This is a genomic window from Haematobacter missouriensis (genome assembly GCF_000740775.1).
GTDB classification, from domain to species: domain Bacteria; phylum Pseudomonadota; class Alphaproteobacteria; order Rhodobacterales; family Rhodobacteraceae; genus Haematobacter; species Haematobacter missouriensis.
This window is the reverse complement of the sequence record NZ_JFGS01000039.1, coordinates 1-12165: the sequence shown is the minus strand read 5'-3', so window position 1 is coordinate 12165 and position 12165 is coordinate 1. Positions and strand designations below refer to the sequence as shown.

Genomic DNA, 12165 nt, shown 5'->3' with positions numbered 1-12165 from the left:
CCGGTTCCGCCAAAGGGGCGGCGAGGGGCTTCCTTACACGTGCTTTGGCTCAGCGGAAAGCGCGGAGTTGTCCATCCCGCGTGACCACGTAGAGCGTTCCGCCCGCAATCGCCGGAGCCGCGGCAGCGCCATCAGGCAGTTCCTGCGAGCCGATCAGCGTGCCGGAGGCCGGATCGAAGCTGCGGATCACCCCGTCGGAGGAGACGAGCAGGAGCCGCCCGCCCGCCAGAAGCGGCCCGTAGTGGACAAAGATCTCCGCCCGACGCTTTTCCTTCTGGGGCACAAAGAACGGCAGGTCGCGCACCCAGACCGGCGCACCGGTGGCGCTGTCGAGCCGGACGAGCTTCGCCTCGTCATTGACGAGATAGACCGCGTTGCCGCTGACGGCGACGGGGCCGTAGGACCCCTCCCGTGCTGTCCAACGTGCGTCTCCCGTGCGGGCGTCGAGTGCGACTGTGCCGCCGCTCTGGTTACCCGCATAGACCGTGTTGCCCGCGATCACCGGATCGCTGGTGATGTCGGTGAAACCGGACCAGGCGCGGCCGACGCGCTTGCCCGCGACCGCCGCCTCCCAAAGCGACGCACCCGAACCCTGCGTGACCGCAATGAGGTTGCCCGAGGCGAATGGGAAGATCACCATCCCCTCTCCCACCGCCGGGGCCGATCCGCCCATCACGCCGGAAATGGATGGCGTACCGGGCAGCGTCCAGAGCACCTTGCCCGACGTGTCCAGCGCCCAAGCGCTCGAATCCCGCGCGACGACGTAGATGCGGTTTCCCGCAACCGCAGGCGCGCCCATCGCGGGCGCGTCGAACCGTTGCCGCCAGAGCTCCGCCCCCGAAGCCGCGTCCAGCGCAACGAGATCACCATAGGCCGTGGTCACGTAGAGCCGCCCATCCGCCGTCGCAAGCCCCCCGCCGGAACGTGTGCCCGCAGCGCCGGACCGTGGCAGAACGCTCTTGCTCCACAGCGTTTGACCGGAAGTGGAAGTCGCCACGACCTGCATCGCGGCGTCGAGCGTGTAGATGCGGCCCCCCGCGACCACGGGCTCCGCGGTGATGCGTCGCCGCTCGCTGTCGCCCTGCCCGATCGATGCGGACCAGATCGGGGTCAGCGCGCGTGCCAGCGCCGGGTTGCCCAGCCGGTGCGCGGCATTGCCGCCGGGTTGAGTCCACTCTGCATTCACCGACTGCGCGGGAAGCGAGGCGGGCCGGGCTTCGTTGGCCGGCCGGGGATTGTGATAGCCGGAGATGGTATCACGGATGTCGATCCGCTCGCCGGGAAGGCGTTCCTCGGGCTTGGAGCAGGCCGTCGCCAAAGCCGCCAGCGCAAGTATCCCGATGCTCCGTTTCAGCATGTCGCGCGCCCTGTCCCTTTATCCTGTCTTGCGTCGCGTTCCGAAGTCCGCGCCGATGTGTCAGCCCGCATCCAGCGTGCCGCCGAGGGCGACAATCAACTGGCTTGCACGGCGACGCAAGCCCGGCGTGACATCCGGCTCCTGAAGGAGTGCGCGAAGTGTCTTCATTGCCGTCTCCCGGTCACCGGAGGCGATTTCCAGAAGGCCCACCTGCTCAAGCGCCAGCGCCCTATAGGGCGCACCCGGTCGGGACAGTTCGTCAAGCGCCGCGCGGCGCTCGGCTTCTGGCATGGTATCGCCTGAAGCGATCACCTGACGAAGCCGCGCCAGCTCACGCCAGGCGGGAGCAAGCGCACTATCCCCAGCGACACCAGCAAGGGTGCTGGCCGCCGAAGCCGGCTCTCCCGCTTCCGTCGCCGCGTCCGCCGCCAGCATCGCTGCCAGAGCACGACGTCCGCCGGTCTCCCGCGCAGCGATCGCTTCGAGCGTGCCGTGACGTGCCGTGGCATCCGCCGCCTGAAGCGCGGCGATCACCTCGTCGCCGAAGGCTTCCGCCGATTCCCGCGCCTGATGCTTGCGCCATTCCCACACACCAGCCCCGCCGACGATAAGCAGAACCGCGAGCGCGGCCACCCAGCCGTAGCGCGAGACAGCGCCCTTCAGGCGCTCGCGGCGCACCTCCTCGTTGACTTCGTCGAAGAAATGATCGGGATTGCTCACTCGAGGCGCCTCCTGCCGGAACCGACGTCCTCTTAGCCGATAGCGGGCGGGCTTGCCAACCCCGCCCGCCCGGACTTACTGGCTGTCCGCGCCCTGCGGGGCCATCCGATAGATCGCTCCGTTCCCGACCGAGGCAAACCAGATCGATCCATCAGGGGCGACCTCGATGGCGCGCACCCGCGCAGTTTCCGGGGATTTCAGACGTTCCTCGGCAAAACCGTTCTGCGGGTCCAGACGCGCGATATAGTCGAACTTCAGACTGCCGATGAAGTGATCCCCCTCCCAGTCTGAGAACATCTCACCCGTGTGGATGGCGTAGCCGGAGGGCGCCATGGAAGGATCCCAGAACAGCACCGGCTGCTCCATTCCCTGCCGCTTGGTGCCTTCGCCGATACTGGATCCATCATAATGAACGCCGTAGGAGATCACCGGCCAGCCATAATTCTTGCCGCGCTCGACCCGATTGACCTCATCACCGCCTTTCGCGCCATGCTCATTGACCCAGAGTTGCCCCGAGGCATCGATCGCCGCACCCTGAATATTGCGGTGGCCCAGCGACCAGATCTCGGGCCGTGCACCTTCCTCGGCCACAAAGGGATTGTCAGAGGGCACCGAGCCATCACGGTTGAGCCTGAGCACCTTGCCCTCGACCCGCGCCATGTCCTGCGCGGGATCGAACTTCTGCCGGTCGCCGGTTGTCAGGAAAAGATGTCCGTCCGGCGCTTCTACCACGCGGGAGCCGAAGTGACCGTTCCCGTCCACCCCCGGTGCCTGGAACAGCACACGCAGGTTTTCCAGCCGTGTTCCGTCAGATGAAAGCGTACCCGCCGCAAGCGCGGTGCCGGCCCCGGAACCATCGCGGCCCGCATAAGTCAGAAAGACCTCCCGGCTCTCGGCGAAGTCGCGCGGGATCATGACATCCAGAAGTCCGCCCTGCCCCTGCGCCACGACGTCAGGTCCTCCGCGGACAACGGTGGTCGCCCCCTTTCCGTCATGGAGCGTCAATCTGCCGCTCCGCTCCGTCACCAGAAACGAACCATCGGGCAGGAAGGCAAATCCCCAAGGTTCTTGAAGATCGGTGGCCACCGCCGTGACGCTGACAGGACCGGCGGAAGTCTGCATCGTCGCCGCCATGGCAGCAGGGGCCGCTGCAAACGCGAGGCCGGCGGCAATCATGGCAAACGGGCGGTTCAGGCGGGTCATCTGTGCTCCTTTTTTCAAATGTTGCACCCTGTCAACGATCGCGCGGCATATTCGATCCCGGCGCGACGGGGACGTGATGACGCAGGCAAAGGACGCTTTCTTTTCGAAATCAGCCGGTCTAGGCTCGCCTCAGAAAAAACTAAGTTACAGGGAGTAACACGATGAAACGGATGCTTCTCGCCTCTGCGGCGATGGCAATTCTGACGGGTGCCGCGAGCGCGGAAGAAGTCAAGATCGGCATCTCCATCGGCTTCACCGGCCCGCTTGAATCGCTTGCGCCCGCGATGGCAGCCGGGGCGGAACTGGCGATGAAGGAAGTCAGCGACTCCGGCAAACTGCTGGATGGATCGACGCTGGTTCCGGTACGGGCCGATTCCACCTGCATAGACGCCGCCGCTGCAACAGCCGCTGCTGAGCGGATCGTCACTTCCGACCGCGTCAAGGCGATCATGGGCGGCATGTGCTCCGGCGAGACGATCGCCACGCTGCAGAACGTCGCCATGCCGAACGGCATCGTAATGATCTCGCCGTCCGCGACCTCTCCGGCTCTTTCGACCATGGAAAGCAACGGGCTGTTCTTCCGCACCTCTCCCTCCGATGCCCGTCAGGGTCAGGTGATGTCCGAAATCATGGAAGCGCGCGGAATCAAGAAGGTCGCCGTGACCTATACGAACAACGACTACGGCAAGGGGCTTGCCGACAGCTTCGTCGCCGCGTTCAAGGCGGCTGGCGGGGAGGTGACAATCGTCGCCGCACATGAGGACGGCAAGGCCGACTACTCCGCCGAAGTCGGCGCGCTTGCCGCCGCGGGTGGTGAGGTTCTGGTGATCGCGGGCTATATCGACCAGGGCGGCGGCGGCGTGCTCCGCGCGGCGATCGACTCGGGTGCCTTCGAGACATTCGAATTCCCCGACGGCATGGTCAGCCAGACGCTGGAAGACAAGTTCGGCAAGGAGATCAACGGCTCCTTCGGGCAGAACCCCGCCGCGGCCGGCGAGGGGCGCGACAAGTACGTGGCCATGGGAAAGGAACATGGCTTCGATGGAACTTCCGCCTTCTCTGCAGAATCCTATGATGCGGTGGCGCTGATGGCCCTTGCCATGGAGGCGGCGAAATCCTCCGATCCGGCCCAGTGGAAGACGAAGGTCATGGAAGTGGCCAATGCGCCGGGTGAGAAGATCTATCCCGGTGAGCTTGCCAAGGGACTCGAACTCATCAAGGCCGGCCAGGATGTGGACTATGTCGGCGCGACGGCCGTCGAACTGGTACCTCCGGGTGAAAGCGCGGGCTCCTACCGGGAGGTGCAGTTCACGGACGGCAAGCTGGAGGTGGTCGGCTACCGCTGACCCCTGCCCGCGAGGACTCTTGCTCTGATCTAACGGGTTCGCGCTCTCCTCACGGCGCGGACCTTTCCTCCCCATGTAAGGACATGTTCGCGGATGATTGTCGTCCACGACCTGACGAAGCGTTTCGGCGGCTTCCACGCGGTGGACGGCGTTTCGCTACGCATTGAAACCGGTTCCATCACCGGTCTCATCGGCCCGAACGGGGCCGGTAAATCCACCTTGTTCAACGTGATCGCGGGCGTACTGCCTCCGACATCCGGGCGCGTGGAGATGGATGGACAGGACATCACCGGCCTGCCGCCGCACGCGCTTTTTCATCGTGGCCTTTTGCGCACGTTTCAGATCGCGCAGGAATTCTCTTCGCTCACGGTGCGCGACAATCTGAAAATGGTGCCCGCCAGCCAGCATGGCGAAACGCTTTGGAACACGTGGTTTGCCCGTGGCCGTATCGCGGAGGAGGAACGCGCGCTCACCCGCAAGGCGGATGAGGTACTCGACTTTCTAACCATCTCCCACCTGGCGGAGGAGAAGGCGGGCAATCTTTCGGGGGGGCAGAAAAAACTGCTCGAACTCGGCCGGACAATGATGGTGGACGCCAAGATCGTCTTTCTGGACGAGGTTGGCGCCGGCGTGAACCGCACGCTGCTCAACACCATTGGCGACGCCATCGTGCGCCTGAACCGGGAGCGCGGCTATACCTTCTGCGTCATCGAACACGACATGGATTTCATTGCGCGGCTTTGCAATCCGGTGATCGTCATGGCTGAGGGCAAGGTGCTCGCGCAGGGCACGGCGGACGACATCATGAAGAACGAAGCGGTGATCGAGGCTTATCTCGGCACTGGTCTGAAGAACAAGGTGACGGCGTGAGTATCTGCGCAGAAACACTCGGGAGCATGGTGTGAGCGCTCCTTTCCTTATCGGTGATGAGATGACCGGCGGCTACGGGGCTGCCGACATCCTCCACGGCTGCACCATCGCGGTTGAGCGGGGAAGTATCGCGGTAATCGTTGGCCCCAACGGCGCAGGCAAGTCTACCGCGATGAAGGCGGTTTTCGGCATGTTGCCCCTCCGCGGGGGCAAGGTCCTGCTCGAAGGGGAGGACATCACCGCCCTTTCGCCGCAGGACCGTGTCGCTAAGGGGATGGCCTTCGTTCCGCAGACCCATAACATCTTCACTTCCATGACGGTGGAGGAGAACCTTGAGATGGGCGCCTTCCTGCGCCGCGACGATATCCGCCCGACGATGGAGCAGGTCTATGATCTGTTTCCGATCCTGCGGGAAAAGCGCCGCCAGCCCGCAGGCGAGCTTTCGGGGGGACAGCGTCAGCAGGTGGCTGTCGGCCGCGCTCTGATGACCCGGCCCAAGGTGCTTATGCTGGACGAACCCACCGCGGGGGTCTCTCCCATCGTGATGGATGAATTGTTCGACCGGATCATCGAAGTCGCGCGGACGGGGATCTCCATCCTGATGGTCGAGCAGAATGCCCGGCAAGCGCTGGAAATCGCCGACAAGGGATACGTCCTCGTCCAAGGCGCCAACCGTTTCACCGGCACCGGGGCGGAGCTTCTCGCCGATCCTGAAGTCCGCCGCACATTTCTGGGAGGCTGAGCAATGTTGCCTGCTGTTCTTCTTGCCGCCATCCCGCTTCTAGGTGCTACCGCCAACGGGCTTGAGTGCAAGCTTGACCACCGTTGTATGAGCGGCGTCTGCCTCTCCTCCGAGCCCGCGGCGATGCGCGTCGCGTTCGTGAGAACGTCGAACCCCGCCAAACCGACCGTCTTCGTCCTGGGTAACGAACGCCTCATGCAAGGCATGGAGATCAGCGAACGCGAAATCCCCGCCATGTCGAGTGTATTTGGCAGTTTCGAGTTCAAACCCAAGACCTATGCCTATGCCGTCGGCCGGATCGAAAGCTACGATCCCGCGTCCGGCAGCGTGGAGGTGGCCGTCGGCGGCAACAGCCTCTCCGTCGCCGCAGATGGTCAGGCGGAGGTGACATCGCTGAGGGACGGCAGGCCGGGCATTTCCTGGCTCACCCGATACACCGGAACGTGCACGACGAGGAACTTCTAGTGGATTTGCTGAACGCCCTCGCCACGCTTGCGAATTTCGTCTTCATCCCTGCTCTTGCCTATGGCAGCCAGCTCGCGCTCGGCGCGCTCGGGGTCACGTTGATTTACGGGATACTGCGCTTCTCCAACTTCGCCCACGGCGACACGATGGCCTTCGGCACCGCCGTGACTATCCTGATGACATGGTATCTTCAGTCCCTCGGGGTGGCGATCCATCCCCTGCCCACGGCGCTCATCGCCCTTCCCATCGGCATCGCCGTGACGATCGCGCTGCTGCTTGGTACGGACAGGGTCGTCTATCGCTTCTATCGCAGACAGCGGGCGGCGCCGGTGATCCTCGTCATCGTCTCAATGGGCGTCATGTTCATCATGAACGGTATCACCCGTTTCCTCATCGGCGTGGACGAAATCAGTTTCGATGACGGCGAACGCTTTCTCATGACGGCACGGCAGTTCCGCGACATGACGGGGCTGGATGAGGGCGTGGTCATCCGCTCCAGCCAGGCGCTGACCGTGGTCACGGCTGTCATCACCGTCGGCGTTCTGTTCTGGTTCCTCTACCGGACAAGGACGGGAAAATCCATGCGCGCCTTTTCGGATAATGAGGATCTGGCCCTGCTCTCCGGCATCAATCCTGAGCGGGTGGTTGTTGTGACATGGGCCATCACCGCCGTGCTCGCAACCATCGCGGGGGTTCTGTACGGGCTGGACAAGTCATTCAAGGCCTTCACGTACTTTCAGCTTCTGCTTCCGATCTTTGCTTCTGCCGTGGTCGGTGGGCTCGGTAATCCGCTGGGGGCCATCGCGGGCGGCTTCGTCATCGCGTTTTCGGAAGTGACCTTCACCTATGCTTTCAAGAAGGTCGCAACCTACATTCTGCCCGACAGCCTCGCGCCCGACGGGTTGCTGCAACTGCTGTCCACCGACTACAAATTCGCTGTCTCCTTCACGATCCTCATCATCGTGCTGCTGTTCAAGCCCACCGGACTTTTCAAGGGGAAATCGGTATGAGCCCGCGTCTCCGCACCGTCCTGCTCTTCGTTCTGGTCGCACTGCTGTATATCTCCACCGGCTTTCTGCAAAGCTGGACGCTGGCCCTTACCATCTTCAACATGGGGATCCTGTCCGCGATCATGGCGCTCGGCGCGAACATGCAATGGGGCTATGCCGGGCTGTTCAACATCGGCATCATGGGCTTCACCGCGCTTGGCGGACTGGCAGCGGTGCTGATCGCCATGCCGCCCAATCCAGGCGCCTGGGCGGCGGGCGGCTGGCGGCTGGTCGCAGCCCTGCTGGTGGGTGCGGCGACGATCGCTCTCGCCGTGCAACTCTGGAGGCGGATGCATTCCGGCACAGGCCGGACCCTCGCCATGCTCTGCGTGCTGATCGTCGGATTCCTCGCCTATCGTTGGCTGTTCGATCCTGCTGTCACCGCGATCGAGGCCGTGAATCCCGCCTCCGCGGGCAACCTCGGCGGTCTTGGCCTGCCGGTTCTGCTTGCCTGGCCGGTTGGCGGGGCGCTGGCGGGGGCCGCCGCGTGGGGCATAGGCAAGGTGGCCCTGGGCCTGCGCTCGGACTATCTTGCCATCGCGACGCTCGGGGTTGCCGAGATCATCGTCGCGGTGATGAAGAACGAAGACTGGCTTGCCCGCGGGGTCAAGAACGTCGTTGGAATTCCGCGCCCCGTTCCCTACGAGATCAACCTGCAGAACGACGCGGGTTTCGTGGCTCAAGCCGCTTCTTTGGGACTGGATCCGGTGACGGCCTCCACGATCTGGGTCCGCCTCTGCTATGCTGGGTTGTTCCTCGCAGTGCTCATCGTGTTGCTGGTTCTGCTCGAACTCGCGCTGAAGTCCCCGTGGGGCAGAATGATGCGCGCAATTCGCGACAATGAAATCGCGGCGGAGGCGATGGGCAAGGATGTCCGCCGCCGCCATCTGCAGATCTTCGTTCTCGGCTCCGCGGTCATCGGTCTTGCGGGTGCGATGATGACCACGCTGGATGGCCAACTCACGCCCACCACATACAATCCGCTGCGCTACACATTTCTTGTCTGGGTGATGGTGATCGTCGGCGGATCCGGCAGCAACTGGGGCGCGGTGCTGGGCGGCTTTCTGATCTGGTTCTTCTGGGTTCAGGTGGAACCTCTGGGCATCCTGCTCATGCAGGGGTTGACCTACTTCATGGCAGACAACTCATGGCTGCGCGGCCACCTGCAGGACAGCGCCCAGCACATGCGTTTGATGACCATGGGTATCATCCTGCTTCTCGTACTGCGTTTCAGTCCTCGAGGTCTGATACCGGAGCGGTAACCCCGCTTCGGCTCCACGACCACATCAGATGCACAGGTAACGAAAGGAACGGCGAAACGCGCATCGCCTACTCAGAGCCATGTCTCTGTGCATGCCTCATCAAATAAAAACGCTTGCTGAAGTTTTCCCGCAGGAACTTCAGCAAGCGTATGAGTTGGCTCTTCTCGCAGCGCCAGGCGCCCGTGATCACCCCCATGACCACGTCCCTTATCGGGATCACTTAGATATATGCCAAGGCTCCCCCTGCGGCCAGCCAAAATATACAAAAGAATATATTCCAATTTGTTTCGAAACGTCTGGACTTGGCAAAGGTACGACTCTCCCCTCACCGGACTTGCAAAACCTTTTCAGACAGCGCATTGAGGGACCGCAATCCGTGCCGGGATGGCGGAATGGTAGACGCAGCGGTCTCAAACACCGCGGCCGCAAGGTGTAGGGGTTCGAGTCCCCTTCCCGGCACCACGGATTTCCCTGTTTTGCCGTAAGCGGCAGAAAAATAGGGAAATTAACCAAAGACTTCCCGACAGCGTTCCTCTCTTAGCCTTACCTGTAGCCCCGAATCGCCAGACCCTTTACGCACGGATTCCGCACGCATTACGCACGAGGGTCACGTGGCATACATTCGGAAGCTCCCATCTGGCAGCTACAGGGCCGAGGTCGCGAGGGCCGGAAAGAGAATCTCGAAGGTCTTTCCGACCAAGATGGCGGCGAAGGATTGGGCGGCTCGTCAGGAGTACCTGATCGCTGAACAGGGGGAGGAAGTGCCATCCGGGACTTTCGGAGACCTGCTCGACCGTTACAGCCGCGAGGTGTCGGACAAGAAGCGCGGCTCGCGATGGGAGACTATCCGTATCGAGAAGATTAGAAAGGACAAGCTGGCGCAGGTGCAGCTAGCCGCACTCAAGGCTTCTGATCTCGCGGATTGGCGCGACAGGCGGCTGGCAGAGGTCGCTCCGGCATCCGTCAATCGTGAGATGCACATCCTCTCTGCGGCCCTGAACGTCGCGCGCAAAGAATGGGGCCTGATCAAGAGCAACCCCATGGAGGACGTTCGCAGGCCAGCGGCCCCACCGCCGCGCGACAGACTAGCCACTGCTGACGAGATGGATCGGCTACAGCACGCGGCCGGGACGGACCTGCAATATGCGACCGCGCGGGCCTACCACGCGTTCCTGTTCGCTGTGGAGACTGCGATGCGCGCCGGGGAAATCGTCGGGCTGACCAGCGACAGGATTGATACCAAGCAGCGCGTGGTAAAGCTGCTGCAGACCAAGAACGGAAGGCCGCGGGACGTACCTCTGTCCAGTGAGGCAATCCGCCTTCTTGAAGATTTGCCTAAGGCGGACCCGGTGTTCGGCCTGACATCTCAACAGCTGGACGTGCTCTGGCGGAAGGTCAGGGTCAAGGCCGTCGTCGACGGGCTGACGTTCCATGACAGCCGACACATGGCCATCACCAGGCTATCGAAGAAGCTCGACGTGCTCGCCCTCGCACGAATGGTGGGTCACACCAACATCAAGATGCTGACAGTCTATTACAACGAGTCGGCGGAAGAACTTGCGAAGCGACTAGATTGAGCCCGAGGACACCGTATGACTTTTCGGCCAGATCACGTCGGCGTCTCATCAATCGACAGCGAGCCATCGGGTAGCGGGCGCTGAAGCGCTCTCGCCTCCGACCAGGAGGCCGTCAGCCACGTATGCCACTCCTCAGGGTCGGCAAGGATCGCAGGCATCGCCTTGGGATGCACGGCCCCTACCTCAGCATTCGGCGGGCAGGTCAGAAACCCGTAAAGGTCGTCCGTCGTGGGACCATCCTTGAGCTTACGGAGGCTTGTCCAGCCCGGCACGAATATCCCGGCGAAGAAGACGGGCCTGTCATCCTTGGGTCGAAACCAGGCATTCCCGGCGCCAGCACCGCGCGGCTCCGCGAAGCTGGTGAGCGGCACGAGGCACCGGTACTCGGGCGTGAGCCAGCGCCGCCAATGCGGCGAAGCTGCATTGCGGACGTTGGTGACGCCGCGGTCAATCCCGGATTTGCTGTGGAATTGCGGCGGTGACGGCAGGCCCCACCGGGCCATCTGCAGCACAAGGTCTGTGCCATCCTGGCGCACTATCGGGGCCTGCTGATCGGGATAGATGCCGGTGAGAGGCGGGAGATTGCCGATCCGATAGGTCAGCGCGGGGAAAAGCCGTCGCATGGCCTCTTGCGGGCGGGTGCTGCTGTAAAGATTGCACATCAGGCTGGCTCATCCCTCCAGATCCACTTGACGATCTGACGGACGGGGCGCCGCACGGTCAAGCCCTGCAGCTCGCTCGCGGCTGGGATCCTCCCCCGCATTGTCATGTATTCCATGGACCGGCACCGGGAGCACGGCCAAGGTGCGACATGCGCTTCGTGGAAAGCGCCCACGACCTGCACCAGATCGACCGCCCAGTAATGGACCGTGCGGCGACATCCACCGCAGTAGACCGTCATCAACAACCCCGAGCGCGCAGCATCGGACATGTTGCGATTGCGGAATTTGTTGGTCGAGGGCGTACTCGGCATACGAGAACATTCGCAGAACATCTGCGATTCGGCCATAGAGGGAAGCGCGCGTTCACACCCCGCGTCCTGCCAGCCCCTCGTGCCTCGACCGGCAGGCAACCAGCGCAGCGCGATCCCGGCCCCAGTATAGCTCCACATCCCTGTCAGACAGCGCACGATCCGGCAGGCTCACGGGCCTGTCGCACGGCACGAGCAGCGACGGCGGAACGTCAGCGGATTTGCTGGAGACGCCGCACCCGGCTGGCAGGGAGAGCATCAGGACTGTGCACAGGGTCCGCATTGGCGGCGTCCTCCAGTTTGCGCGCGAGGCGGTCGCGCTCCGCCTGCACGGCAAGCCGTTGGGCTTCTGCTCGGGAGGCCCTCTCCCGCGCGTCCTGAGCGGCCTCGGCCGCAGCAGCCGCTTCCCGTGCGATCAGGCTCCCTCGGACCCACCACGCCCCCGCTCCACCGGCCACAAGACCGGCAAGGAAGGCAATTGCGACAAGGCGGGTCACACCTGTCTCCGCATTGCACGCACCAACAACCACATCGTCCCGGCTATGATGGCGAAGCCGATAGCTATCGAGATAGGGCCCCACTCATCTCCGATTGCGCTGAGCAG

At 63.3% G+C, this 12165-nt stretch carries 12 protein-coding genes and 1 tRNA gene; 8 read left to right on the top strand and 5 right to left on the bottom strand.

The genetic code is table 11. The features are described 5' to 3' along the window. Positions 1–49: 49 nt before the first annotated feature. The 3 genes from CG51_RS16485 to CG51_RS16475 form a co-directional block, all read right to left on the bottom strand. Positions 50–1357 (bottom strand): PQQ-like beta-propeller repeat protein, encoded by a 1308-nt coding sequence (locus tag CG51_RS16485; protein ID WP_035746851.1) that lies wholly within the window; start codon positions 1355–1357, stop codon positions 50–52. A 60-nt stretch (positions 1358–1417) separates the two neighbouring features. After that, positions 1418–2077, bottom strand: a complete 660-nt coding sequence (locus CG51_RS16480; RefSeq protein ID WP_035746849.1) for a tetratricopeptide repeat protein — start codon at positions 2075–2077, stop codon at positions 1418–1420. A gap of 75 nt (positions 2078–2152) precedes the next feature. Continuing rightward, positions 2153–3280, bottom strand: a complete 1128-nt coding sequence (locus tag CG51_RS16475) for a PQQ-dependent sugar dehydrogenase (RefSeq protein WP_233141250.1) — start codon at positions 3278–3280, stop codon at positions 2153–2155. A 161-nt stretch (positions 3281–3441) separates the two neighbouring features. On the opposite strand from CG51_RS16475, the gene CG51_RS16470 reads away from it, so the two are divergent. The 8 genes from CG51_RS16470 (at position 3442) to CG51_RS16435 (ending at position 10591) form a co-directional block, all read left to right on the top strand. Next, positions 3442–4626: an ABC transporter substrate-binding protein gene (locus CG51_RS16470; protein ID WP_035746848.1), complete on the top strand. Its 1185-nt coding sequence runs from the start codon at positions 3442–3444 to the stop codon at positions 4624–4626. A 93-nt stretch (positions 4627–4719) separates the two neighbouring features. After that, positions 4720–5496: an ABC transporter ATP-binding protein gene (locus CG51_RS16465; protein WP_035746846.1), complete on the top strand. Its 777-nt coding sequence runs from the start codon at positions 4720–4722 to the stop codon at positions 5494–5496. Between the two features lie 31 nt (positions 5497–5527). Beyond that, the gene (locus CG51_RS16460) at positions 5528–6238 is read left to right on the top strand and encodes an ABC transporter ATP-binding protein (protein ID WP_035746844.1); all 711 of its coding nucleotides are present in this window, start codon (positions 5528–5530) and stop codon (positions 6236–6238) included. A gap of 3 nt (positions 6239–6241) precedes the next feature. Further along, complete coding sequence (locus CG51_RS16455; protein WP_035746843.1) at positions 6242–6703, top strand: hypothetical protein; 462 nt, start codon at positions 6242–6244, stop codon at positions 6701–6703. After that, a complete protein-coding gene (locus CG51_RS16450) occupies positions 6703–7713 on the top strand; it encodes a branched-chain amino acid ABC transporter permease (RefSeq protein ID WP_035746842.1) in 1011 nt (336 codons plus the stop codon). The genes CG51_RS16455 and CG51_RS16450 overlap by 1 nt, the downstream gene beginning before the upstream one ends. Next, complete coding sequence (locus CG51_RS16445; protein WP_035746841.1) at positions 7710–9014, top strand: branched-chain amino acid ABC transporter permease; 1305 nt, start codon at positions 7710–7712, stop codon at positions 9012–9014. Before CG51_RS16450 ends, CG51_RS16445 begins: the two co-directional genes overlap by 4 nt. Positions 9015–9392: 378 nt before the next feature. Beyond that, positions 9393–9476 (top strand) — tRNA-Leu (locus CG51_RS16440). A 239-nt stretch (positions 9477–9715) separates the two neighbouring features. Next, entirely contained in the window at positions 9716–10591 is an 876-nt protein-coding gene (locus CG51_RS16435) for a tyrosine-type recombinase/integrase (protein WP_233141251.1), read from the top strand. 32 nt (positions 10592–10623) lie between these two features. Here CG51_RS16435 and CG51_RS16430 read toward each other — a convergent pair whose 3' ends face one another. Together CG51_RS16430 and CG51_RS20210 are read right to left on the bottom strand one after the other, a co-directional pair. Beyond that, a complete protein-coding gene (locus CG51_RS16430; RefSeq protein ID WP_035746839.1) occupies positions 10624–11253 on the bottom strand; it encodes an SOS response-associated peptidase in 630 nt (209 codons plus the stop codon). Positions 11254–11773: 520 nt separating this feature from the next. Next, complete coding sequence (locus CG51_RS20210) at positions 11774–12058, bottom strand: hypothetical protein (protein WP_035746834.1); 285 nt, start codon at positions 12056–12058, stop codon at positions 11774–11776. Positions 12059–12165: the final 107 nt, after the last annotated feature.

Coding starts and splice junctions, on each gene's coding strand:
- CG51_RS16485 (WP_035746851.1), bottom strand. CDS start 1,357: ATGCTGAAACGGAGCATCGGGATACTTGCGCTGGCGGCTTTGGCGACG.
- CG51_RS16455 (WP_035746843.1), top strand. CDS start 6,242: ATGTTGCCTGCTGTTCTTCTTGCCGCCATCCCGCTTCTAGGTGCTACC.
- CG51_RS16470 (WP_035746848.1), top strand. CDS start 3,442: ATGAAACGGATGCTTCTCGCCTCTGCGGCGATGGCAATTCTGACGGGT.
- CG51_RS16435 (WP_233141251.1), top strand. CDS start 9,716: ATGGCGGCGAAGGATTGGGCGGCTCGTCAGGAGTACCTGATCGCTGAA.
- CG51_RS16445 (WP_035746841.1), top strand. CDS start 7,710: ATGAGCCCGCGTCTCCGCACCGTCCTGCTCTTCGTTCTGGTCGCACTG.
- CG51_RS16430 (WP_035746839.1), bottom strand. CDS start 11,253: ATGTGCAATCTTTACAGCAGCACCCGCCCGCAAGAGGCCATGCGACGG.
- CG51_RS16475 (WP_233141250.1), bottom strand. CDS start 3,280: ATGACCCGCCTGAACCGCCCGTTTGCCATGATTGCCGCCGGCCTCGCG.
- CG51_RS16465 (WP_035746846.1), top strand. CDS start 4,720: ATGATTGTCGTCCACGACCTGACGAAGCGTTTCGGCGGCTTCCACGCG.